Origin of the sequence: Thermococcus aciditolerans (assembly GCF_008152015.1) — an archaeon.
In the GTDB taxonomy this organism is placed as follows: domain Archaea; phylum Methanobacteriota_B; class Thermococci; order Thermococcales; family Thermococcaceae; genus Thermococcus; species Thermococcus celericrescens.
In genome coordinates, this window is record NZ_CP041932.1 from 1,401,881 (window position 1) to 1,426,790 (window position 24,910).

Below are 24,910 nucleotides of genomic sequence, written 5' to 3' on the forward strand. Positions count from 1 at the left end.
GGGTCGTTTTTGTATAGTACCCCAAAGTTTTAAAGATTAGGCTAACAAAATTAAATAACCAAACGTCCCGGAGAGGGCAGGGATATCATCCCCGGTGCTCACACCACTCGCGGTTCTCCCACTCCCCGTGAACCTCGCCCGGGATGTGGCCGGTATCGACGACGGCCCAGTCGAGGTTGTAGAGTTCGATCAGACTCCTGAGTTCACCCTTCAGGTCTCTCTTCCCAACATAGAGGGCCGCCCTCGTCACGACGTTGTATCCGCTGCCCGGGACTTCGGGCTTTAACGCATCGAGCCACGCTTTCTCACTCGTCTCCCAGCCCTCCATCGAGGGCATCGCCGAGAGGTTCCAGAGGTGGTAGAGGTTCTCGAAGTTGAGGAGTTTGAGGTATGCCTCCACGAAGAGGCCCTGGAGTTCACTGCCGTTGAAGTACTCCATCAGCTCAACGAGGGCCTTCGCCATGACCGAGACGTTGCCGAAGGCAACGCGCGTATCCAGGTTCTCCCAGAAGCGCGGGCAGGAGTGGTTGGCGAGGAGGGCAAGATAGTAAATCCTGCCGAGCTTCAGGGCATTCCGCTCCCCAGAGACGGGTTCAAGGACGTAATCGAGAGACGTTTCCATGTCAAAGTGATCGTAGTAGTCCCTGAAGAAAATCCTCGTGTAGCGAACGAGGAACTCCTCAGCGTTATCAGCCCCAAGCTCCGCGAGGCCTTTCAAGACACCAAGCCTCACGGCCCTGTTGAGCTCCTCGAAGAGCCTTGTGAAGGCCACCTTCCAGAGCTGGGAGATTTTCCTTCCGCCCACTTCCCTCGCAAAAACCTTCCCATCGGCCCGTCTATAGCCAAGCCACCGGGAATCGCTCGTCTTTCCGTCGAGGCTTAAATCGAAGTAGTCGCTCCAGGCGGAGTAGTCCTTAACGGGCATCTCAAAGGAACATTCGCCGTCAAGGCGCTTGAACTCACCGGAGAGCTTCTTCCTTACGAACTCCATGGCGGAGACCCTTTCGACGCCGTTTCTCTCAAGTCCCTCCATCCAAGCGGTAAAGCGGTCGAGCTGTGCCGGGTTTCCGAGGAGGCTCTCAAGGTCGCTGGCCGTGAAGATTAGATAGGGAACGCCGAGGTTCTCCTTGTGGTCATCGTGGTAGGAGAGGGTCTCTCTAATCAGGCCGGGAACGTCAAGCGTATTGAAGGCGAAGGCGTCGCTTATGTGCCATTCCCTTCCGAAGACGAAGGAGCTTGAATAGCGATTGCAGGAGTGTTTCGCCTGGGGAAAGTCGTAAAGGAGCTGTCTCTCATCGAGGAGAAAGACGAGCCTTTTGTCCGTCGATGACTCAACCAGTTGGGCGGTTCTTCTCGTTATAACCGCTTCGGGAAGCCAGTAGCCGATTACAGGCCGGTCACCCATCAGCGGGGCGTAGAAGTCAAAGGAGACCCTCGCCAGGATTCTCTGCTCAAACTCATCAAGGTGGGGAACTATCGGGTGGAATGGCGTTGTAGGGACGGCGTCAAATCTCCGGAGAAGTTCAACGGTTTCTTCAAAGGCGCTTTTATGATAGCGGAGGAGCATTAGAAACGTGAAGGGCTCTATATCTATGCTCACGCCCTTCATGCGCGAGAGGGTATCGGCTATGTGCTCGTAGGAATAGAGCATCGCCCTCGTCCAGTTCTCGCCCTTGACTTCTTCTCCACGGATTCTTATCGCAACGGGGCTTTTTCTCTCCTTGTACTCTATGGGTTTATCCCCGTCACCGTCTTTAACGTAGACGATGTCGCCGGGCTGGTAGGCGTGGAAGTGGTGGGCGTACTTCATCTCCATTGTCTCACCGGGAGTGATACATCACAGGCGCTTATTTGGATTTCGGAAAAATTAAAGAGCATTTTTACCCATATGTGCCCGATAGATTAATAAACCTGTGCATTGAGATTTGACCGGTGGGAAGATGGAGCGCGAATTCAGGAAGATTCTGGGCGAAGACCTGGCGAACTACCTCGAGCTCATGAGGGCGAAGCTGACCTTCGCTGAGGAGCTGTACGGGATAAAGATGAACTACGTGCCCCTCATCACGGAGGGGGAGATAGTAATCCTCGACAAGAACGACGGGAAAATTAAGTGGCTGAAGACCAAAAGACCGCTCACCCCCGAGGAGTTCAAAGCCTTAGCGGATAAAATAAAGGAAAACCTTGAGTCGGGGTACGTGGAAAGCCTGCTCGCCATGAACATGTCCTGCGTCAACGGGCCGGGCGAATGAGCCTCCGTAGACTACCGGAAGCACCTTGATTCTGTCGCCTTCACTGAGGGGATGGCTTTCCTCCACCCTCTTCTCGTTCACGAGGATATGGTGCTCGTCCGTTCCTATCCCTAACTCCCTGAGGAGCTCGCCTACCCTTTTGCCTTCTTCGACCTCAAGTTCCCTCCGCGAGCCGTGTTTTAGGGCATGCTCTCCGTAGAGTATCAGCGTTACCCTCATGCAGACCACCTGGCTCAAAGGCCAAGGCGCTCCCTTATGCGCTTCACCTCACGCTTGGCCTCTCCAAGGCCTAACTCCTCTAAAACTTCCTCCTTCGGGATACCGTGCTCATCGTAGCCAATCTCCTCGTAGTACTGGCGAACCTTTTCGCTTATTTCCTCCCTGGTCGGCGCCCTGCCCTTGACCGGCCCGGTCTGGAGGGGTTCGTAGAATCTCGGCGGGTTGTCGTCGTCCCTCCTCGGATCCCAGTGGACGTCGGGCCCTCCGAGGAGGAGCAGGATTCTCTGGAGGTGGATTATTCTTAAGCCAGTTTCGTTGAACCACTTCTCCGGCGTCAGCTCAAAGCCCGTAACCGCGTTTCCGAACTCGATGATACGCTCAAAGCCCGGCTTCGTCGTGAACATGCATATAACGGCCGAGTCGTAGAACGCATTGACCAGTTCGCCCTCGTAGCTCCTTGCGGGGAGACCAGCGGTCGCGGTGTGGTCGCCTCCCTGAACCGAAACGGCGTAGCTTATGTCCCTCGTGTAGTCGAGGTCGCTCCTTACACCGTGGGCACCGACACCGATACCCTTGACATGGACGGCGTAGCGCATGGCATCGACGCCCTTCATCTCCGAGATTTTCTTTGCCGCGCGGTACGTTCCCTCAGCCAGAATTTCTCCGATGCCCTTCCTCTCGACTATCAGCTCAAGGAGCTTTGAAAAGGCCTTCTCGTCGCCCCACTCCAGCTTGAAGCTCAGGTCATCTTCCGTTAGAATTCCGCGCTGGTAAAGCTCGGCAGCGAAGCCGAGGACGTTGCCCGCGTTTATTCCATCGAGGCCAAGCTCATCGACGAGGTAGGAGAGGTAAACAACCTTCTCCGGCTCGAAGACGCCAAGGTTGGTTCCCATGTAGGCCATCAGCTCATAGTCCGGCGCATCCGTTATGGCCCCCTTGTACTCGCCGTAGCGGAGGTAGGATATCTTCATGCAGTTCACCGGACAGCCGTAGTCGGCCCAGTACTTCTTTATCCAGGCTTTGAGCTCAAAGTTCACCACGCTTATCCTCTCGTCGTCGTGGTACTCTTCCTGCCAGTTCCGGACCGGCTGGCTTGAGCGGTCTTTGCCGACGCTGTAGCCTCCGGCACCGGTTCCCCACTGGCGGAACGTGGTGAGGGTTAGGAGTTCCCTCTGGAACTCACGGAGCATGGACTTGAACTTTTCTTTGTCGTGGACTTCCGGCAGGGGGCCGTTACCTTTAACGATGACCGCCTTGAGGTTCTTGCTGCCCATGACAGCCCCAAAGCCACCATAGCCAGCGGCGTGCATCAGCTTGCTCATTATCGCTGCGAACCTCACCTTCTTCTCTCCGCCCCTGCCGATGTACATCATCGCCGGCTCCTTCGGAACCCCACGGAGCTTTGCCCGCTTTCTCAACTCGTCGTGAACTTCCTTCAGCAGGGTCTTGTGAAGCTCCACTCCTCCCATGCCCCAGTACTTTGAAGCGTCACGTATCTCCACCTCGTCGTCGTTGATGAAGAGGTAAACCGGCTCCTTTTCCCTTCCCCGGATTATTATTCCGTCGTAACCGCTCGCTTTAAGCTCTATTCCAACCTCGCTGCTGAGGACACTTCCCACTATGCCGTTGCTCTCCGGAGATTTGGCTACCACAGACGTCTTTATCCCAGGATAATAGCCCGTCAGAGGGCCGGTGAGGATAAGCAGCGGGTTCTCCTCGCCGAGGGGATCGACCTTTTCCCACCTCTCCCCCAGCTCCTTCCAGAGGATGTACGTACCGAGTCCCCTGCCGCCGTAGAAGCGGAGCATCTCCTCGTCCAGCTTAACGGTTTTCACTTTCCCAGTGCTCAGATCAACGTCCAGAAGCTTCCCAGCGTAGCCCTTCATCTCCATCACCCCAGAAACTCCTCCCCGTACATTTTCCTTGCCAGTTCGGTACTCTTCTCGACCGGATCCTTGGCGAAAGTCCTGTACACCGAGCGGTATTGGCCCTTCACCAGCGTCAGTGCATCGTGACCGGCCTCGTGGCAGACCTCGACGCACTTCGGGTTTCCTCCGCAGAGGTCACAGATTACCACGCTGCCTTTGCCAGTCGGAATTCTCGGGACGTTGCCTGGACAGGCGAGGACGCATGCCCCGCACTTGGTGCACTTCTCTTCATCCACCAGCACGGCACCGGTTTTCTCATCAACGCTCAGCGCATCGAAGTTGCATGACTCTACGCAGGGATAATCCGGACACTGGACGCAGGTGTGGGGAACGTTAACGCCGGGCAGAAGCTCGTATATCCTTATACGCGATGCCTCTGGCCATATTATCCCCTCGTGCTCCAGGGAACACGCTACCTCGCACAGTCTGCAGCCGCTGCACTTGTCAGGGGTTATCAGAATCCACATCTTCTCGGCAACATCATAACCCATGAGGAACACCTAATTCTATAGTTGGAACTCTCCTATATAATCTTAGTGAAACCATGACGAAGCGTGCAGATGCAGGTTTATACGGAGGGAAGGTCTTATAAAAGGGACGATACTACAGAACGCGATGAACCGCTCCGAGTTCATACTCCTCGGCATCACTGCGATATGGGGCTTCACGTTCCCGGCCATGAAGGTTAGCCTCGACTACCTTCCCCCGATTCTCTTCCTAGCCTACCGTTTCGGGATAGCATCCCTCTTAATGCTCATCCTCTTCCGCTCGAAGGTCCTCAAGAGAGAGACGTTCAAAGAGGGCTTCATTCTGGGAACGACCCTCTTCTTCGGCCACGGCTTCCAGATAGTCGGCCTGAAGTACACCACAGCCTCGAACTCTGCCTTCATAACGTCCCTCTACGTCGTCTTCACGCCGTTCATAGCCTACTTCCTGCTGAGGGACAGACTCAAGCTTAGAGATGCCGCTTCGCTCGCAATAGCCCTAACCGGCCTCTACCTCATCTCGGGGGCGAGCTTGAACTTCAATTACGGAGACATGCTCACCGTCCTCTGCGCCCTCAGCTTCGCCTTCCAGATAGTCCTCGTTCAGAAGTTCGGGGAAAAGGACTACCTAAGCTTAGCCTTCTGGCAGATAACCTGGAACTTCGTCTTTTCGCTGGTTTTTGCCCTCGTCGCCGAGCCGTTCACGTTCCCCACGGACCCCCTGCCATGGACAGGGGTGCTCTACACCTCGGTCTTCGCGACGGTGATAGCGTTCACACTCCAGGTGAAGCACCAGAGGAACACGAGGGCGCACAAGGCGGCGCTGATTTACTCCGCGGAGCCCATATTCGGCCACATAGCGGCGTTTATAACGATAGGGGAAATCCTAAGCGCCAAGGGCTACCTGGGTGCGGCGCTGATAATGGCGGGAATATGGAACGAGATTAGAAACCAAGGGTAGGGCTGGACTCGATGGACGGTACCTTACTCCCCCACCTCTCTGACATTATGCCGAGGCTGAGGATCTCCTCCACGCGCTTGACGTCCACGAGCGTATTGATGCAACCGGCACGAAGAAGGGGCACAGCCTGGAGAGGAATCCTGAGATGGGAAAGCTTCTCAGCGGCCTCAGCAAGCTCCGGCCAGCAGGCGATTCCAATGGCAGCCTTGATTTCCCCCTTTGGAACCTTCGACTTGAGAATCTTCTTGACGAGGCTCCCGCCGGGGGCTATGTAGAACTGCCTATAGCCCAGCCTCTCACCAACTTCAATTATCGAACCCACAGGGCAGCGTCCGCACTTCGTGCATTCAAAGCCGTACTCCCCAAGCTCCGCCGGACATTCGCGGAAGTTTCTGAGGCACTGTGGGATGAAGACCGCCCTCTTCTCGGGAGGGACTTTCGCAAAATCCTCGGCGTATGCCCTGTTTTTGAGTTCGACGTAGATTTGATCGGCCAGCTCCTCATCCTCCCCCATGAGGAACAGAACCGCCCTGACGGCGCTCCTCGTGCTCAGGTCGGCACCGGAAGCAAGCAGTTTTGCAATCAGGTTTTCGATGCCCATTCCAGCTCCCGCCACACTCCTTTGTGATATCTCCGTCCCAGGGGAAATATAAGCCTTTGGGAAGGGTTTAGAAACAAAAAGTTAATAAATTCTTGAGGGTAGATAATTCCCGGAGGTGGTGGCCATGGTGCACGCGTACATCAGGGAGAGGACTAAGGAGTTTTCGAGCGAGGACAAGGAGAAGCGCTACAAGTACCTCGGAACGGAGGGCATAGACGTCGGAGACCCGGGACTTGACAGCATCCCAGAGTTCTACGGCATAGCCAACGCCATCTGACATGACTGGAAGGAGGGGAGATAGGCACCAGGACGGCGCTCGGAAGGCTTGCCCTCCTCAAGCTGCTGACGTACAAGACGAAGAATAGGAAAATCAAAGATATCCCTGAGGAGGAGCTCGAGGAGATCAGGAAGTTCATAGACTACGTGATTCAGGTCATAAAGAACGAGAGCAGGCGCAAAGGTGAGCCAGATGAAGAGGCGTCGGGTTTAAATCGTCCTCGCCTTAAAATCCAGTGGGGTCCCCACAATACCCCGGAAGAAGTGACCAAGGTCCATCGGGAAGGGCACCTCACCCAAAAACCTTATAAGCTCGCTTCCCAATTTTGCCCCGATGCCCATGAGGGGGGAGTGTTTTATCCTTCGCTTCGCCCGTTTCGCGGCCTGAGTCCCCCTGTTCTAGGGTAGTCCATCCTAAAGATCATTTCTGGAGGGTTTTGACATGATAAAGGAACCGGAGTTTAGGGAGTACACCCCAGGGAAGCTTGAGGAAAAGGTCGAGCGCTTTTGGGAGGAGAACAACACCTACGAGAAGGTGAAGACCGCACGCCAGAACGGCCCGAAGTACTACTTCCTCGACGGGCCGCCCTACGTCAGCGGTGCAATACACCTCGGAACGGCCTGGAACAAGATCATCAAGGACATGGTGATAAGGTTCAGGACGATGCAGGGCTACAACGTCCGCAGACAGCCGGGCTTCGATATGCACGGCCTTCCGATAGAGGTCAAGGTCGAGCAGGCCCTCGGCCTCAAGACCAAGAAGGACATAGAAACCGAGATAGGCGTCGACAACTTCATACGCAAGTGTAAGGAGTTCGCCCTCAACAACCTCAAAGTGATGACCGGACAGTTCAGGCAGCTCGGCGTCTGGATGGACTGGGACAACCCCTACATGACCATAAAGAACGAGTACATCGAATCAGGCTGGTTCACGCTCAAGAGGGCCCACGAGAAGGGTCTGCTTGAGAAGGACAAGCGCGTCCTCCACTGGTGCCCGCGCTGTGAGACGGCCTTAGCTGAACACGAGGTCCGCGGCGAGTACAAGATAAGGGAGGACCCGAGCATATACGTCAAGTTCCCGATAGAGGGCAAGGAGAACGAGTACCTTCTCATCTGGACGACTACCCCCTGGACCCTCCCGGCCAACCTCGCCGTCACCGTTCACGCAGACTACGACTACGCCAAGGTTAAGGTCGAGACCGAGAAGGGCGAGGAGTACTGGATAATAGCGAAGGCCCTCGTTGAGAGGGTTCTGAGCGAGGTCGGCGTTAAGGGCGAGATAGTTGAGGAGTTCAAGGGCGAGGAGCTCGAGGGAGTGCGCTACGTCCACGTCCTCATGGACGAGTATCCCATCCAGAAGGAGTTCCGCGAGAAGTACGAGTGGGCTCACAGGGTTATCCTCGGCGAGCACGTGACGCTGGGGGAGGGTACCGGCCTTGTCCACACCGCCCCCGGCCACGGTGAGGAGGACTTTGAGATAGGCAGACAGTACGGCCTGCCGGTATACAGCCCGATCGACGACGAGGGGCGCTACACCGAGGGCCACTGGAAGGGAACCTACGTCAAGGACGCCGATCCGGAGATAATAGAGCACCTCAAAGCCAAGGGCTACCTCGTGAAGGCCGGAACGATAGAGCACAAGTACCCGCACTGCTGGCGCTGTAAGACCCCGCTCATATTCCGCGCCACAGACCAGTGGTTCCTCAAGGTAAGCAAGGTCAAGGACCTCATAATCAAGGAGAACGACGAGAAGGTTACCTGGTATCCGGACTGGGTGAAAGTGCGCTACGATAACGGCGTCATGAACTCGGGCGACTGGGTCATAAGCAGGCAGCGCTACTGGGGAATACCCCTTCCGATATGGCAGAGCGAGGACGGCGAGATACACGTCGTCGGCTCGTTCAAGGAGCTGGTGGAGCTCAGCGTCGCGATAGAGGTTAACGGCGAGAGAATAGAGCTCCCGGAGAGCTATGAGGAGAAGCTCAAGGCCATAGAGGAGAAGCTTGGCCCAGAAGACCTGCACAGGCCCTACGTCGATGCCTTCATCATAAAGGTCAACGGCAAGGAGATGAGGCGCGTTAAAGACGTCGTTGACGTCTGGTTCGACAGCGGAATAGCGAGCTGGGCTTCCCTCGACTACCCGAGAACTGAGGAGAACTTCAGGAAACTCTGGCCGGCGGACTTCATAGTCGAGGGTGAGGACCAGGTAACCAAGTGGTTCTACTCCCAGCAGGCGGCTTCAGTTATAGCCTTCGACACCGTCCCCTACAGGCACGTGGCGATGCATGGCTACGTCCTCGACGAGAAGGGCGACAAGATGAGCAAGAGCCTCGGCAACATCATAAGGCCGGAGGAGGTCGTCCAGAAGGAGGGAAGGGACCCCTTCAGGTTCTACATGCTCTGGGCCACCAACCCCTGGGAGAACCTCAAGTTCAGCTGGAAGGGCCTGGCTCAGGTCAAGAGGATGCTCAACATACTCTGGAATGTCTACGTTTTGAGCGCCACCTACATGAGCCTGGATAACTTCGACCCGACGAAGCTCAAGCCCGAGGAGCTTCCGTTCCGCGAAGAAGATAAGTGGATACTCAGCAGGGTCAACGGGCTGATAGGCGACGTCACCGAGGGCATAGAGACCTTCAGACTCACAAGGGCCACCAGGGCGATATATCACTTCGTCGTTGAGGACCTCAGCAGGTGGTATGTCCGCCTAATCAGGAAGCGCATGTGGGTCGAGGGCGACGACCCGGACAAGTTGGCGGCATACTACACCGTCTGGAAGGTCTTCGACATCCTGCTGAGGCTCATGGCTCCCTTCACGCCCTACATAGCGGAGGAGATATATCAGAACATGCTGAGGCCGTTCGTCGGAGTGGAGAGCGTCCACCTGCTCGACTGGCCTAAGGTCGAGGAGGGCACCAGGGACGAGGAACTTGAGAGGGAGATGGAATACGTCAGGAGGATAGTCGAGGCCGGCTCAAGTGCCAGGCAGAGGGCCAAAATAAAGCTCCGCTACCCGGTCAGGAGGATAATCGTCGAAACCGAGGACGAGACCGTAAAGAGCGCCGTCGAGAGACTCAACAGAATACTCCGCGACCAGCTCAACGCCAAGGAGGTCGTCGTTGGCAAGGTAGAGAGGGAGCTCGTCATAAAGCCCAACTTCGCCAAGGTCGGGCCGGAGTTCAAGGGCAAGGCCAAGCCCGTGATAGCGTGGATAAACGAGCACGGCAGAGAGCTCTACGAGAAGGGGGAGATGGACGTCGAGATAGAGGGAGAGACCTTCCACCTTACCAGGGAGCACCTGAGCATAGAGGAGAAGCTGCCGGACTTCTTCGTTGCCGAGGAGTTCGAGGGCGGAAGGGTCTTCGTGGACAAGACCCTCACGAGGGAGCTCCTCTCTGAGGGCCTCGCCAGGGAATTCGTAAGGAGAATACAGGAGATGAGGAAGAGGCTCGACCTCGACGTCAACGACAGGATAGTCGTCACCATAGAGACCACCGACGAGAACCGCGAGTTGCTCAAGGAGAACCTCGACTACGTGGAGAAGGAGACAAGGGCCGTCGAGGTCCGCTTTGAGGAGGCCAGGGGCTACGTGGTTGAGTGGCCCGAGGTTCAGGCGAAGATAGGGATTGAGAAGGTGGAGTGAGGCTTTTTAGCCCCCATTTTTTCTTCTATTAAATCCCAACCAGCAACCACCACACCACCCACAGCTGGGCAACGACGATGACCACCAATGGAAGAACTGCCAGCTTTCCGGCTTTTCTCTGCCCAATCCTGACCGCGATAAGGAGGACCATAAGGGCGAGGGTGTACTTGACCGCAACGTCTATCAAAAGCCCCCGGTGCGGTTCTTTGCCGGTGAGAATCCGGTAGGTAGAGAGCGGGAGAACGATAACCCAGATGACCATCGAAACTAAGAGTATGAAGAAAGAGAATATCACCGCGAAGATTGAAGTCATGCCAATAATACCCTCCGTGAGGTTTCCCGTCCCAATTACTGCCGTTGCGAAGAAGCCCCAGAACATGATGTGGCGGCCAATTATCTCCTGAACCTCCTTGGGGAGGTAGTTCCTGCCCCACGTTTTCTCAAGAATCTCCGGGAGCCGTCTGACGTCCTCGCGGGAGTAGCCGTAGCTCTCAAGGGCTTTTCCCACGAAATGCCTCGCCGAGAGGAGGAAGGGAACGAGGAGAGAGAACGCGGCGAAGAGGTTTGTGGCGTTTAGGTTCCTCCTTGTTGCAGGAATAAAAAGCCACATGACTATCCAGAACGCAATTAGAAAGAGTGACTGGAGGGCGAGTTCCAAAATCTTCCGCATGCCGGGTTTAATATCCGCAGGGGCAAATAACTCTTTCGAAGCCATAACAACTTATGCCCCCGTAAGTTACTTACGCCCCCAGAACCGGCAACTCGAAGGAGTAAACTAAAAGGAAACAGAAGGGACTAAGGCAGAGGAACCCTCTCCACCTCAAGCCTGTCCCACGTCGGGTACTCCTCAACGATGAAGAACTTCACATCCCCTTCCACCGCCTCGGCGAGCTCAACCGCCACCTCCTCCGGCATCTCTATCCTGCCCCTTTCGCGGTTGATGTAGAGCCACTCCGCCGGGACTTCGGCCTCCTCCACGAGGAGCGCGTAGAGCTCGTTGAGGTCGTCGTATTTGGCTATGCCGAAGCGGAGCGTCCCGTCCTCGGTTATCTCCATGTAGGGCCTAGCCACGTTCCTCGCCATCCTCCTCAGCCTGTTCTTGAGCTGGACCGCATCCTTCAGCCTAGCCGTGCACAGGTGGTAGCTCAGCGAGGTGTTCTCCTCGCCCCATTCAAGGAGCTTCAGGCCCAGCTCAAGGGAACCCTTTATGGCGGCGCTCTCGTCGCTTATCGGCCTGTATCCCCTGTCGAGAATCGCCCGCAGGTTCGTCTCGCTGAACTCAAGCTCGTTCACGTTGAGGAACTTCGCTCCGAGATTATCGAGAAACTCGGCGTACCACTTCATTCTCTCGAACCCTCCCGGAATCGATGGAATCTCGCCGCCAACGTCCCAGTCGAAGTCGAAGGCGTTCCTTATGTTCTCAACCTCGACTTTGAAGAGCTTCGAGTTCGGGTTGAACAGATCGGGGTGGAATCGTATCTCATCCAGACCTGCATCGTAGAGCTTTTCGAGGTTCTTCTTGGTCGCCAAGGCACCCGTCGTATACAGATGAACGTGGAAGTTTTCGCCAAAGGCCTCCTTGAGGGCGCGGATATACTCAGCCGTTCTGTCGAGCCTCGCCAGAGGGTCGCCGCCGGTAACGCCGGTCCCCCTAGCCTCCATCAAAAGGGCCTCCTCGATCACGTCGTCCAAGCTTTTGACGGGTCTCTCATTGGCGTAAACAACATCGCCCATTCTGTGCTCGCTCAGCGGGCAGTAGAAACAGTCCCTCGGGCAGACCCCGGTTGTGAAGAGGACGAGCTTCTCACCCCTAACGCAGAGCTGGCAGCCCTTGGGGAGCTCTCTCACAGCGTATGAAAAGTAAGGCGTCTCCCAGACCATCCACTCACCTCGCTAACCCTAAACGCGGGGGAGAGCTTAAAAAGGTTGGCGGGCAAAGTTGTGCAGATGCCTATGAGGGAGAAGCCGAAATACCTGCCGCCCACGCTGAGGGACAAGCACCGCTACATAGCCTTTCAGGTAATCGGGGAGAGGCCGTTTAAGAAGGATGAGATAAAGAGAGCCATATGGGATACGAGCATCTCAGCGCTGGGAACCCTCGGCTCGGCGAGGGCAAAGCCCTGGTTCATCAAGTTCGACGAGAAGAGCCAGACCGGAATCGTCAGAGTTGATAGGAAGCATGTGGAGGAACTGCGCTTCGCCCTGACGCTTGTTACGGAGATAAACGGTTCGAGGGCCATATTCAGAACCCTCGGTGTTTCCGGAACGATAAAAAGATTGAAAAGGAAGTTCTTGGCCGAGTACGGCTGGCGCTAGCGGAGGAACGGGACAGCCCTGTCAACCGTTCCATCGTAGACCCTCATGTACCTCCCGCAGGCGTTCTCCCACGTGAAGTCGTTTCTGGCCCTTCTCTTTCCGTTCTCGCGGAGCTTTCTCAATGTTCCTTCGTCCAGCTCCTTGGCGAGAACCATCGCCCTCGCCAACGCGAAAGCGTCCCTCGGGGGGACGAGCAGTCCTGTGGCGTTCTCCGGATCGGAGTTGAGGTCTATTACGGTATCCCTTATCCCCCCGACGGAGCTGCCTATGGGGATTGCGCCGAGGCACATGGCCTCAAGCTGCACCAGACCAAAGGGCTCGAAGTAGGAGGGAATTATCACGAAGTCCACCGAACCGTAGAGCTCTCTGACGGTTTCCCTGCCGAGGAGCTCGGTAACCACCCTGACGTTCTCGGGGAAGCGGTTTCCTACGGCTCTGGCCCAGGCCTCAAGCTCGGGATGGCCCTTGCCGATTATGATGAATCTCATCTCTTTAAAGGCAGGGTCGGCTGAGAGAACCTCTATCGACCGGAGGAGGGTGTCAACGCCCTTCTGAGCTTTGTCAAAGCGTCCTATGAACATGAAAGCCTTCCCATCGCTCAGACCGAAGCGCTCCAGAACGAGCCTCCTCCTCTCCTCCCGTGGAAGGTCCTTCGTCTCCATGAGTTCTTCGTTCCAGAAGGAGCAGTCTATACCGTTGAAGACGTGCGTAACCTTTCCCTCGAAGTGTTTAAAGAATTCCCATTCCTCCCACAGGTAGCTCCTGCTGACCGTCGTGACCATGTCGGCGATGTAGCAGGCGGTATGCTCGGGGTCTATCTCGGGGTAGGGGGCGAGTTCAGCAAGGTTGGCTTCGCTGAAGTAGTGGTCCGGAATCCTGGCCTTGTTGAGCCTGTGGACCGTGAAGACGCTCCTTATCCCGAAGTACTTCTTCAAGAGGCCGAGGGCAAAGACGGTGTGCCAGTCGTGGGCGTGGATTACGTCCGGCTTGAAGGTTTCGATCAGCTCGTTCATCAGCCCGAGGCTCGCCTTTCCAAAGAGAACCGCTTTCCTGAGCAGGCCCTCCCAGCTTGGGCCGTACACATCGGACTCGCTGAGAAGCCCTCCGCCGAGGGAGTAGACAACCACCCCGTTCTGCTCACGCTTTCTGACGGTTATCGAAACTTCCCCGCCGAAGGCCGAAACCCTGAAGGAGCCGAAGACTTCGCCGAGGTTTCTACCGTGGTCGGGGGTGAAAACGACGACCTCGTTTCCCAGTTCGGCAAGCCCCTCAGCTATGCTCGTCACGGCCTCGGCAAGGCCGCCCACCTTAACGGGCAGGTACTCAAACCCAAGGATAAGAATCCTCATTGACACCACCTACCTGATGAACCAGTGGATGGGAGATGAAGAAGGAAAAGAACCGCTCAATCGAGGAGGATGAACTTCTCGCCCTCGACGTCCTCGAAGTAGCTGCCGATGCCGCCGATCTTCCACTCCTTTCCGCCGGCATTCACGGTTATGTTGGCGGTGAGAGGGGTGTACTCGTATTCGGTTATCTCCCCGTCCAGGGTCACCGGCTCCTTCGTGTCAACGAGCCTCCCGATGACCTCGATCTTCCTCGGCAGCTCGACGTACTTGAGGACGGTTATGAGCGTCCTGATGTTGACGAGGGAGAGGGGCTTCGGTGCCGCGGCATAGTTGAGGGGTTTGATTATCTCGCTGTTGTCGAGATAGATGGTGTAGAACCAGTGCATGTAGTTCTGGATTATCTTGGGGCTCTTGGCCCAGAAGGAGTAGAACTTCTCGCGGCGCTTGTCCTTCGGGAGGGCACCGAAGAACAGAGCGTAGTCAATGTCGCCGATTATCCAGCTGGCCATGAGCCAGGGGGCGCCCCCGCTCCTTGCGAGTATTATGTTGTTCCCTTTGAGCCAGTCGGGTATCTCATCGAAGTTGCTGATTATGACGAAGACTATGTCCTTCCTCGCGCGTATCTCGCTCTTGAGGAGCTGAAGGAACTCAAAGGGGGTGTTTATCAGAACCTCGTGCTTGGCGGTTCTAATAACGTACTCAGCGCGCTCAACGGTGTTTTCAAAGCCCTGGATGGTCCAAATCTCGGGCAGATCCTCGCCGTGAACCTCGCGGTAGAGCTCGAGGAAAGCGACCTTGAGGTTCTCAACGTCCTCTATGAAGTCCTCCTTTATCCTCTCCAGAACAACCTCCGGGTTGACTGGCTTGTACAGGCGAGGGGAGCCCTGCATGACGTCAACAAACCCCTTCCTGTGGAGGGAGCTGAGGACGTCGTAAACCCTCGTGTGGGGAATACCGCTCTCCTTCGTTATGTCTGTAGCCTTGCTCGGGCCGAGTTTGAGGAGCGTTATGTATGCGAGGCTCTCGTACTTCGTGAGACCGAGCTTCTGAAGCTTTTCAACTATTTCCTCTTCGTTCATACTGAGACCTCCAATCTTTTAAGTTTCACTCGCGATAGTTTATTCATCACTAGTGATATCTTGGGTGAGGAAAGTGTATAAAATTTTCGGGTTCAAACCGGACCGGAAATTCGGGAGGGTCGCGATCGTCGAGTTCTCGATTCCAGCGGAACCAGGGAGAAAGTACGCGTACCTGCTCGGGAGCTTCAACGCGTTCAACGAAGGCTCCTTCCGGATGAGGAAGGAAGGGGACCGCTGGAGGACCGCTGTAAAGCTGCCGGAGGGGATCTGGCACTACGCGTTCTCCATCGACGGCGAGTTTACCCCCGACCCCGAAAACCCCAGACGGGAGACCTACAGGAGGCTCTCGTACAAATTTGAAAGGGAAACGAGCGTCGCGGTTATCGACGGTGGGGGCGGGCCATTCCACGCACCGAGCGCGACCTATCTCTACACCGTTGCCGGAAGAACCCACGTTCTCCTGAGGGCGAAAGTAGGGGCAGTCGCCAAGGCCACCCTCGTCCTCCCGGAAAGCGAGGGCATGGTTGGGATGAGGAGAAAAGCCCGGGAGGGGCTGTTCGAGTACTTCGAGGCAGTCCTGCCCGGAGACGGTGAACTGGAGTACTCCTTCGAGGTTCGGACGCGGAAAGGCCTGATAAGGAGAATGGGACCATTCAGGGCCGTTCCATACCGCCCGGAAACTTCCCGCTGGGTCTACGAGAGGGTTTTTTACCAGATAATGCCAGACAGGTTCGAGGGGGTTCTTCCGGGAACACCGAGGGGCAGGGCGTTCTGCGGGGAGCAGTTCCACGGTGGCGATTTGGCGGGGATAATAAAGAGGCTGGGGCACCTCGAAGAACTCGGCGTCAACGCCCTCTACCTCACCCCTATATTCGAGTCCATGACGTACCACCGCTACGACGTCACCGACTACTTCAGTATCGACAGAAAGCTCGGAGGATGGGGGGTCTTCAGGGAGCTGGTGAGGGAACTCAAAAAGCGGGACATCAGGCTGATTCTCGACGGGGTTTTCCACCACACGAGCTTCTTCCACCCGTACTTCCAGGACGTGGTGAGGGCGGGGGAAAGAAGTGAGTACCGGAGGTTCTACCGCATAACCGGCTTTCCCGTCGTTCCCGAGCAGTTCCTGAGGATTCTGCATTCGGAAGAACCATGGATCGAGAGGTACCACCGGATGAAATCCCTGGACTGGAACTACGAGAGCTTCTACTCGGTGTGGCTGATGCCGAGGCTCAACCACGACAGCCCGGAGGTAAGGAAGTTCATCCGGGAGGTAATGGAGTACTGGCTCGAGAGGGGAGCGGACGGCTGGCGGCTGGACGTCGCCCACGGCGTTCCACCGGAGCTCTGGAGGGAGATGCGGAAGGCCATGCCAGAGGAAGCGTACCTCGTTGGGGAGGTCATGGACGACCCCCGGCCCTGGGTTCCCGACGCATTCCACGGTACCATGAACTACCCCCTCTACGAGCTCATTCTCAGGTTCTTTGTGGAGGGTGAAATCGACGCGGGGGAGTTCCTCAACGGCCTGGAGCTACTGAGCGCCCACCTGGGCCCCGCGGAGTACGCGATGTACAACTTCCTCGACAACCACGACACCGAACGCTTCCTCGACCTCGTGGGGGACAGGCGGAGATACCTCTGCGCCCTGGCCTTCCTGATGACCTACAAGGGGATTCCATCGATATTCTACGGCGATGAAATTGGACTCAGAGGACGGCTGGACGGTGGCCTGAGTGCCGGGAGGGCGTCCATGGTATGGGACAGGGGGAAGTGGGACACTGAGATTTTCGAAACCACGAAACGGCTGATATGGCTCAGAAGGAGGAGCAGAGCGCTTCAGCTCGGCGAGTTCGTGCCTGTAAGGTTCCAGGGGCGCACGATGATATACGAGAGGGTTCTCGGGGACGAAAGGGTCAGGGTGGAGATCAGGTACTCGATGGAACCTGAGGACTGCGTGTTCCATGTGACGACATCCTGACGTCTTCTCCCGGGGGATGAAGGGGAAGGGGCAGATGGCACCCCACGGACAGACAGCCTGTCCCCGACCCGTTCCCTGTGGTCCACTCTTTTCATGGAGGACTAACTATGTGCACGGCCAACAACTCTGATCAAAGAAGCGCAAGATATATATATCACCGTCGATGATACTATATCACCCAAAATCAAGGCGGGTGATAAAGATATGAAGAAAGGACTGTTTGCCCTGCTTTTGGTGGGGGTTTTGGTTCTTAGCGTTGTGGCCAGCGGCTGTATATCCCCCGGAGGGGAGAGCCCGAGTTCAACGACGACCAGCTCCCCCAGTCCAACCGAGACCACCACGAGCTCACCGAGTTCAACCACCTCCAGCCCGAGCCCCACTGAGACCACCACGACCCCGCCCGAGACGGAGTGCGGAAGCGGGGAGGTCGTCATCTGGCACGCCATGCAGCCTAACGAGCTTGAGGTCTTCCAGAGCCTCGCCGAGGAGTACATGGCCATGTGCCCGGACGTCACCATAACCTTTGAGCAGAAGCCCGAGCTTGAGAGCGCCCTCAAGGCTGCCATACCCACCGGCCAGGGGCCGGACCTCTTCATCTGGGCTCACGACTGGATAGGCAAGTTCGCGGAGGCCGGCATGCTCGAGCCGATTGATGACTACATCACCGATGACGTCCTCAACGGCTTTGCCCCGATGGCCCAGGAGGCCATGCAGTACAAGGGGCACTACTACGCCATGCCCTTCGCGGCCGAGACCGTCGCGCTCATCTACAACAAGAACATGGTGAGCGAGCCGCCCAAGACCTTTGATGAGATGAAGGCGATAATGGAGCAGTACAACGACCCGGACAATGAGAAGTACGGAATAGCGTATCCGCTCAACGCCTACTTCCTCTCGGCCTGGGCCCAGGCCTTCGGTGGCTACTACTTCGACGACCAGAGTGAGATGCCCGGTCTCGACCAGCCCGAGACGATAGACGGTTTCGAGTTCTTCTTCCAGAACATCTGGCCGTACATGGCCCCGACCGCAGACTACGGAACCCAGCAGAGCATATTCCTTGAGGGCCGTGCTCCCATGATGATAAACGGCCCGTGGAGCATAAGCGACGTCAAGAAGGCCGGAATAGACTTCGGCGTCGTCCCGCTCCCGCCGATAACCAAGGACGGTAAGGAGTACTGGCCGAGGCCGTACGGTGGAGTCAAGGACATCTACTTCGCGGCCGGTATAAAGAACAAGGAGGCCGCCTGGAAGTTCGTCAAGTGGTTCACCACCAGCCCGGAGGTCATCAAGGAGCTCTCACTCCAGCTCGGTTACATCCCCGTTCTCACCCCCGTTCTCAACGACCCGGACATCCAGAACGACCCCGTTATCTACGGCTTCGGGCAGGCCGTTCAGCACGCGTACCTGATGCCCAAGAGCCCGAAGATGGGCGCCGTCTGGGGCGGTGTTGACGGAGCCATCAACGAGATACTCCAGGACCCGGAGAACGCCGACATAAAGGCCATACTCGAGAAGTACCAGCAGCAGATACTCGACAACATGAACGGCTGAAGCCTTTCTCCTTTTTCATACCTTTTTGGAGGGATTGGAATGAAAAAGACCACGACCATTGCTCTGTTCCTAATCCTGCCTGGAATGGCAGCGTTCCTGTTTTTCAACCTGTGGCCGATAATATACTCGATATACCTCGCATTCACCAACGCCCAGCTCGGCAACTTTCCGGTTCAGGCCCCGGACGCCCCGCAGCTTCAGTTCGTTGGTCTGGAGAACTTCCGCTGGATACTCGGCGACGAAACATTCAGGAGCGCCTTCCTGTGGACGTGGATATTCGTGGTGACCAGCGTCACCCTGAAGGTTCTCGCGGGAATCATCCTCAGCCTGCTCTACAACAGCAGATACGTCAAAGGAAAAATGATCTACCGCTCCCTCCTCATAATCCCCTGGGCGCTGCCGCTGCTCTTCTCCGTTACCGTCTGGAAGTTCATGTTCGACCCGATATTCGGGCCGATAAACCAGCTGCTTAAATCCCTGGGGGTTCACAACCTCCCCAACTGGATTAATGACCCGCTGTGGGCCTTTCTCGCGCTCAACATAATCGAGGTGTGGCTCGCGTACCCATTCATGATAACCGTCATCACGGCGGCGCTCCAGTCCGTGCCGGACACGCTCGTTGAGGCGGCGATAATAGACGGGGCCAGCTACTGGCAGAGGGTGAGACACGTGGTCCTCCCGATAGTCGGCAAACCGATAGCATTCGCCACCATACTCACCAGCGCGGCGAGCTTCCAGTACTTCATGGTGCCCTACATCTACAACGCAGGCCTGTTCGAGGACAAGTTCATACTGCTCTACGGTTTCAGGAAGGCCTTCGGAGCCAGCCCCCACTACGGAAAGGCCGCGGCGATAATGATAATCGCCACGCTCGTGCTTGCCGTGTACATGTACGTTAACGTCAGGATAACCAGACTTCAGGAGGGTGCCAAGGGATGATGGGAAGGCGCAAAGGGGAGGTCGTCAGGAGCTTTGTCCTGACCCTGCTGGCGATCTTCGTCATGTTTATCATACTCTTCCCAGTTTACTACATCTTCGTCGTCTCAATAAGCCCGGGCTCAACGCTCGCAACCACGGAGTTCCACATTATCCCCCGAAACGTCAGTCTCGACTCGTACAGGGAGGTGCTCTTTGGATTCTCAGGAAGCAAACTCTCGGAGAACTTCACAGGAACCATCGAGGGAAGCGCCCACGTTCAGGACGGCAGGCTGTACCTGCTGGAAGGGACGATAAAGGGTGAGGTCAAATACGGGCCCTTCACAGGACTGGTGTTTGAGATCCCGGTGAAAAACCTGGTTTTCGACGTTTCAACGGACGTCAACGCGCAGGGACAGCTGAAGGGCGAGGTCAGGGGGCTCTTCATCCTCACAAGGATGAACGACGACGGCACCGTGGGCTTCGCGATAATGAGGAACGTTGAGCTGAAGGGCGGAACCATTGAGGGCGCCCACGTCTCGGGCCCGATGGAGAAGTACGTCGTTGCCAGGAACAGCGGAACCGTCAGGTTCACCAACATAGGGAAGTTCGTGAACTCCAAGTTCTTCGGCTACCTCAAGAACAGCCTCATCATAGCCACACTGACGGTCCTGCTGACGCTGCTCTTCGTCGTCCCAGCCGCCTACGCATTTTCGCGCATGAAGTTCTTCGGCAGGGAGCACGTGCTCTACTTCTACCTGATGTTCACCCAGGTGGCGGGCGGTCTCGGAATAGCGGGCCTTATAGCCCTCTACGGTATGATAGTCAAGCTGGGCCTCTACGACAAGCTGCCGGTGCTGTCCTTCATCTACGCCGCGGGAAGCGTTCCCTTCAACACCTGGCTGCTCAAGGGATACATAGACTCCATAAGCCCTGACTTCGACGAGGCTGCCCTGGTGGACGGCGCCAGCTACCTTCAGATAATCAGGCACGTGCTCCTCCCGATGGCGCTACCAGGAATAGCGACCGTGTCGATATTCGCCTTCATAGGCGGCTGGACGGAGTTCATCCTGGCAAGCCTGCTACTGACTGAGTCGCACCAGCCACTGTCGGTGTGGATATACCTTCTCCTGGGCGGCATAGGCAGGGGAATAGACTGGAGCTACTTTGCAGCCGCGGCTTTACTCTTCGCCCTGCCGGTGTTCGTGATGTTCATGCTCGCCCAGAACTACATAAGGAGCGGTCTTACAGTTGGAGGTCTCAAGGAGTGAGGTGATAATATGAAGAGGGTTGCTGCCCTTTTCCTTGCCTTTTTGATGGTTGGAAGCCTAATGGGAGTAAGCTTCAAGGGCGTTGGGGCGGCCGAGCCGAAGCCGCTCAACGTCATAATAGTCTGGCACCAGCACCAGCCCTACTACTACGACCCTGTCCAGGACGTCTACACCAGGCCCTGGGTCAGGCTCCACGCGGCAAACAACTACTGGAAGATGGCCTATTACCTCAGCCAGTATCCGGACGTTCACGCCACGATTGATTTATCGGGCTCGCTCATATCCCAGCTCGCCGACTACATGAACGGGAAGAAGGACACCTACCAGATAATCACCGAGAAGATAGCCAACGGCGAGCCGCTCACCGTTGACGAGAAGTGGTTCATGCTGCAGGCACCGGGAGGGTTCTTCGACCACACCATCCCCTGGAACGGCGAGCCGATAACTGACCCCAGCGGCAACCCGATAAGGGACCCCTGGGATCGCTACACGGAGCTGAAGGACAAGATGATGCAGGCCAAGGCTAAGTACGCCAACCTGCCGCTCGAGGAGCAGAAGGCGGCGGTCACAGGCGAGTTCACTGAGCAGGACTACATCGACCTCGCGGTTCTCTTCAACCTCGCCTGGATCGACTACAAGTACATAATGGACACCCCTGCCCTCAGGGACCTCTACAATAAGGTTGATGAGGGCGGCTACACCAGGGAGGACGTTAAAACCGTTCTCGACGCCCAGCTCTGGCTCATCAACCACACCTTCGAGGAGCACGAGAGGATAAACCTCCTCCTTGGCAACGGCAACGTCGAGGTCACCGTCGTTCCCTACGCCCACCCGATAGGCCCGATACTCAACGACTTCGGCTGGGAGGGCGACTTCGACGACCAGGTGAAGAGGGCGGACGAGCTGTACAAGCAGTACCTCGGCGGTGGAACCGCAGTTCCAAAGGGCGGATGGGCGGCCGAAAGTGCCCTCAACGATAGAACCCTCGAAACACTCGCGGACAACGGTTGGACCTGGGTGATGACCGACCAGCTCGTCCTTGACAGGCTCGGCGTCGAGAAGACGGTTGAGAACTACTACAAGCCCTGGGTGGCCGAGTTCAACGGAAAGAAAATCTACCTCTTCCCGCGCGACCACGCTCTCAGCGACCGCGTGGGATTCAACTACGGCGGAATGAACCAGTACCAGGCCGTTGAGGACTTTGTGAACGAGCTCCTCAAGCTCCAGAAGGAGAACTACGACGGTTCGCTGGTTTACGTGGTTACGCTCGACGGCGAGAACCCGTGGGAGAACTACCCCTACGACGGCAAGCTCTTCCTCACCGAGCTCTACAAGAGGCTCACCGAACTCCAGGAGCAGGGGCTCATAAGAACCCTCACCCCGAGCGAATACATCCAGCTTTACGGAGACGAGGCCAACAGGCTCACCCCCAAGATGATGGAGAGACTGGACCTCACCGGGGACAACGTTAACGCCCTCCTCAAGGCCCAGAGCCTCGGCGACCTCTACGACGCCGTCGGGGTCAATGAGGAGATGCAGTGGCCAGAGAGCAGCTGGATAGACGGAACCCTCTCCACGTGGATAGGTGAGCCCCAGGAGAACTACGGCTGGTACTGGCTCTACATAGCCAGGAAGGCCCTTATGGAGCACAGGAGCGGCATGAGCCAGGCGGACTGGGAGAAGGCCCACGAGTATCTGCTTCGCGCCGAGGCGAGCGACTGGTTCTGGTGGTATGGAAGCGACCAGGACAGCGGGCAGGACTACACCTTTGACAGGTATCTCAAAACCTACCTCTACGAGATTTACAAGCTGGCCGGGGTCGAGCCGCCGAGCTACCTCTTTGGAAACTACTTCCCGGACGGTGAGCCCTACGTCACCAGGGCCCTCGACGGCCTCAAGGAGGGCGAGATGAAGAACTACTCGAGCATGTCCCCGCTGGCAAACGGCGTGAGCGTCTATTTCGACGGCGATGGGCTCCACTTCATCGTTAAGGGTAACCTCAGCGAGTTTGAGGTCAGCGTGTGGGAGAAGGATGAGCGCGTCGGCAACACATTCACACTCCTCCAGGAGAGGCCAACCGAGCTCAGGTACTCGATGTTCCCGTTCTCCGCCGACAGCGTCGGTCTCCTCATAACCAAGCACGTCGTGTACGAGAACGGAAAGGCCGAGATATACGGCGCCACCGACTACGAGAAGAGCGAGAAGCTTGGAGACGCAACCGTTGAGCAGACGAACGACGGAGTGGAAGTCATCGTGCCCTTCGATTACATCAAGAACCCGAGCGACTTCTACTTCGCGGTCTCGACCGTCAAGGACGGACGGCTCGAAACAATAACCACCCCCATCGAGCTCAAGCTCCCCACCGAGGTCAAGGGAGTCACGATAGCGGACATCGCCGACCCAGAGGGAGACGACCACGGACCCGGAAGCTACGTCTACCCAACGGACGCGGTCTTCGTCGAGGGAGCCTTCGACCTCCTCCGCTTCAGGATGCTCGAGCAGACGGACAGCTACGTGATGGAGTTCTACTTTGGGGATCTTGGAGGCAACCCCTGGAACGGACCGAACGGCTTCAGCCTCCAGATAATCGAGGTCTATCTGGACTTTAAGGACGGCGGCAACAGCACCGCCATTAAGATGTTCCCCGATGGACCCGGAGCCAACGTCCAGCTTGACCCTAACCATCCCTGGGACGTCGCCTTCAGAATCGCAGGATGGGACTACGGAAACCTCATCATCCTCCCGAACGGAACCGTTTACCAGGGTGAGATGCAGATTTCGGCCGACCCCGTCAAGAACGCTGTGATAGTGAAAGTCCCGAAGAAGTACATCGCCATAAACGAGGACTACGGCCTCTGGGGAGACGTCCTCGTCGGTTCGCAGGACGGCTACGGCCCCGACAAGTGGAGACCGGTGGCAGTGGATGCGGAGCAGTGGAAGCTCGGCGGCGCAGACCCGCAGGCGGTCATAAACGGCGTGACCCCGCGCGTCCTTGATGAGCTGGTTCCGCAGGGCTTTGAACCGACCCAGGAGGAGCAGCTGAGCAGCTACGATGCAAACGACATGAAGCTCGCCACCGTCAGGGCCCTCCCACTCCTCAAGCAGGGCATCGTTGTTAGCGACCCCGAGGGGGACGACCACGGGCCCGGAACCTACACCTACCCAACGGACGCGGTCTTCAAGCCGGGAGTCTTCGATCTCCTCAAGTTCAAGATGACGGAGGGCGACAATGACTGGACCCTCGAATTCTACTTCAGGGATCTCGGCGGCAACCCCTGGAACGGTCCAAACGGCTTCAGCCTCCAGATAATCGAAGCGTACTTCGACTTCAGAGACGGCGGAAACATCTCGGCGATAAAGATGTTCCCGGACGGGCCCGGAAGCAACGTCCAGCTCGACCCGCACCACCCGTGGGACCTCGCGCTCAGAATCGCGGGATGGGACTACGGAAACCTCATTATCCTCCCGAACGGAACCGTTTACCAGGGTGAGATGCAGATTTCAGCTGACCCCGTCAAGAACGCCATAATAGTCAAGGTTCCGAAGAAGTACCTGCCGAACGTTGGAGAGTACGGGCTCTATGCCGCAGTCATCACCGGCTCCCAGGACGGCTACGGCCCCGACAAGTGGAGGCCAGTGGCCGTTGAGGCGGAGCAGTGGAAGCTTGGAGGGGCGGAGGCAGACGCAGTCATCAACGGTGTAACCCCGCGCGTCGTGGACGAACTCGTTCCTGAGGACTTCAGTCCGACCCAGGAGGAGCAGCTGAGCAGCTACGACGCAAAGGACATGAAGCCCGCCACCGTCCTCATGATACCCCTCGTGGAGGGCAGCGGCGGGGAGGAGCCGACCCCGACCGAGACCACCAGCGAGACGAGCAGTTCGAGCACCACATCCACGACGAGCTCACCGAGCCAGACCACCACAACCCCAACGACCACCGGCCCGAGCACGACCCCAACGACCACATCAAGCCCAACCACAACTACCACCGGCGGTGGAGGCGGAATCTGCGGCCCTGCCGCCCTGGTGGGACTCGCCCTGCTGCCGCTCCTCGTCAGGAGGCGGCGCTGACCTTTCATTTCAAATTTT

18 protein-coding genes and 1 pseudogene are annotated in these 24,910 nt (G+C 57.0%); 10 read left to right on the forward strand and 9 right to left on the reverse strand.

The window, feature by feature from the left end; all coding sequences use genetic code 11:
• Positions 1–85: 85 nt before the first annotated feature.
• Positions 86–1,816, reverse strand: a complete 1,731-nt coding sequence (locus FPV09_RS07780; protein WP_148882972.1) for a glycoside hydrolase — start codon at positions 1,814–1,816, stop codon at positions 86–88.
• A 124-nt stretch (positions 1,817–1,940) separates the two neighbouring features.
• Between FPV09_RS07780 and FPV09_RS07785 the strand changes: the two genes are divergently transcribed.
• The gene (locus FPV09_RS07785) at positions 1,941–2,249 is read left to right on the forward strand and encodes a hypothetical protein (RefSeq protein ID WP_058939364.1); all 309 of its coding nucleotides are present in this window, start codon (positions 1,941–1,943) and stop codon (positions 2,247–2,249) included.
• Here FPV09_RS07785 and FPV09_RS07790 read toward each other — a convergent pair.
• From FPV09_RS07790 to FPV09_RS07800, 3 genes are read right to left on the reverse strand one after another with little or no spacing between them, the layout of a single operon-like run.
• Entirely contained in the window at positions 2,157–2,468 is a 312-nt protein-coding gene (locus FPV09_RS07790) for a MoaD/ThiS family protein (protein ID WP_083500644.1), read from the reverse strand. The two genes, FPV09_RS07785 and FPV09_RS07790, sit on opposite strands and share 93 nt — an antisense overlap.
• A 14-nt stretch (positions 2,469–2,482) precedes the next feature.
• Positions 2,483–4,354 (reverse strand): aldehyde ferredoxin oxidoreductase family protein, encoded by a 1,872-nt coding sequence (locus tag FPV09_RS07795; RefSeq protein ID WP_148883769.1) that lies wholly within the window; start codon positions 4,352–4,354, stop codon positions 2,483–2,485.
• Positions 4,355–4,359: 5 nt separating this feature from the next.
• Positions 4,360–4,887 (reverse strand): 4Fe-4S dicluster domain-containing protein, encoded by a 528-nt coding sequence (locus tag FPV09_RS07800; protein ID WP_148883770.1) that lies wholly within the window; start codon positions 4,885–4,887, stop codon positions 4,360–4,362.
• A gap of 124 nt (positions 4,888–5,011) precedes the next feature.
• Here FPV09_RS07800 and FPV09_RS07805 point away from each other — a divergent pair, with 124 nt between their 5' ends.
• Entirely contained in the window at positions 5,012–5,842 is an 831-nt protein-coding gene (locus FPV09_RS07805) for a DMT family transporter (RefSeq protein WP_148882973.1), read from the forward strand.
• On the opposite strand, the gene FPV09_RS07810 is transcribed toward FPV09_RS07805, so the two are convergent.
• On the reverse strand, positions 5,826–6,443 hold the full coding sequence (locus FPV09_RS07810) for a DUF116 domain-containing protein (RefSeq protein WP_148882974.1): 618 nt from the start codon (positions 6,441–6,443) through the stop codon (positions 5,826–5,828). The two genes, FPV09_RS07805 and FPV09_RS07810, sit on opposite strands and share 17 nt — an antisense overlap.
• Before the next feature lie 124 nt (positions 6,444–6,567).
• On the opposite strand from FPV09_RS07810, the pseudogene FPV09_RS07815 reads away from it, so the two are divergent.
• Both FPV09_RS07815 and ileS read left to right on the forward strand, forming a co-directional pair.
• Positions 6,568–6,920 (forward strand): annotated as a pseudogene (locus tag FPV09_RS07815) (hypothetical protein); the annotation flags it as partial.
• A gap of 241 nt (positions 6,921–7,161) precedes the next feature.
• Positions 7,162–10,362: an isoleucine--tRNA ligase gene (gene ileS, locus FPV09_RS07825; protein ID WP_148882975.1), complete on the forward strand. Its 3,201-nt coding sequence runs from the start codon at positions 7,162–7,164 to the stop codon at positions 10,360–10,362.
• A 28-nt stretch (positions 10,363–10,390) separates the two neighbouring features.
• Here ileS and FPV09_RS07830 read toward each other — a convergent pair whose 3' ends face one another.
• Positions 10,391–11,032, reverse strand: coding sequence for a hypothetical protein (locus FPV09_RS07830; protein WP_148882976.1), 642 nt, complete (start codon positions 11,030–11,032; stop codon positions 10,391–10,393).
• 125 nt (positions 11,033–11,157) lie between these two features.
• Positions 11,158–12,243, reverse strand: a complete 1,086-nt coding sequence (locus FPV09_RS07835; RefSeq protein ID WP_148882977.1) for a radical SAM protein — start codon at positions 12,241–12,243, stop codon at positions 11,158–11,160.
• Between the two features lie 72 nt (positions 12,244–12,315).
• On the opposite strand from FPV09_RS07835, the gene FPV09_RS07840 reads away from it, so the two are divergent.
• A complete protein-coding gene (locus FPV09_RS07840; protein ID WP_148883771.1) occupies positions 12,316–12,678 on the forward strand; it encodes a ribonuclease P protein component 2 in 363 nt (120 codons plus the stop codon).
• On the opposite strand, the gene FPV09_RS07845 is transcribed toward FPV09_RS07840, so the two are convergent.
• Both FPV09_RS07845 and trmBL1 read right to left on the reverse strand, forming a co-directional pair.
• Positions 12,675–14,027, reverse strand: coding sequence for a glycogen synthase (locus FPV09_RS07845; protein WP_148882978.1), 1,353 nt, complete (start codon positions 14,025–14,027; stop codon positions 12,675–12,677). The genes FPV09_RS07840 and FPV09_RS07845 overlap by 4 nt on opposite strands.
• Positions 14,028–14,083: 56 nt before the next feature.
• Positions 14,084–15,106, reverse strand: a complete 1,023-nt coding sequence (trmBL1, locus tag FPV09_RS07850; protein ID WP_148882979.1) for an HTH-type sugar sensing transcriptional regulator TrmBL1 — start codon at positions 15,104–15,106, stop codon at positions 14,084–14,086.
• A gap of 73 nt (positions 15,107–15,179) precedes the next feature.
• Between trmBL1 and FPV09_RS07855 the strand changes: the two genes are divergently transcribed.
• The 5 genes from FPV09_RS07855 (at position 15,180) to FPV09_RS07875 (ending at position 24,892) form a co-directional block, all read left to right on the forward strand.
• Positions 15,180–17,084 (forward strand): alpha amylase N-terminal ig-like domain-containing protein, encoded by a 1,905-nt coding sequence (locus tag FPV09_RS07855; protein ID WP_246112252.1) that lies wholly within the window; start codon positions 15,180–15,182, stop codon positions 17,082–17,084.
• A 204-nt stretch (positions 17,085–17,288) separates the two neighbouring features.
• Positions 17,289–18,635, forward strand: coding sequence for an extracellular solute-binding protein (locus FPV09_RS07860; RefSeq protein WP_148882980.1), 1,347 nt, complete (start codon positions 17,289–17,291; stop codon positions 18,633–18,635).
• A 39-nt stretch (positions 18,636–18,674) separates the two neighbouring features.
• Positions 18,675–19,574 carry a carbohydrate ABC transporter permease gene (locus FPV09_RS07865; protein ID WP_148882981.1) on the forward strand — a complete coding sequence of 300 codons (900 nt, stop codon included), beginning with the start codon at positions 18,675–18,677 and terminating at the stop codon, positions 19,572–19,574.
• Positions 19,571–20,821 (forward strand): ABC transporter permease subunit, encoded by a 1,251-nt coding sequence (locus tag FPV09_RS07870; RefSeq protein ID WP_148882982.1) that lies wholly within the window; start codon positions 19,571–19,573, stop codon positions 20,819–20,821. The genes FPV09_RS07865 and FPV09_RS07870 overlap by 4 nt, the downstream gene beginning before the upstream one ends.
• A gap of 9 nt (positions 20,822–20,830) precedes the next feature.
• Complete coding sequence (locus FPV09_RS07875) at positions 20,831–24,892, forward strand: glucodextranase DOMON-like domain-containing protein (protein WP_148882983.1); 4,062 nt, start codon at positions 20,831–20,833, stop codon at positions 24,890–24,892.
• Positions 24,893–24,910: the final 18 nt, after the last annotated feature.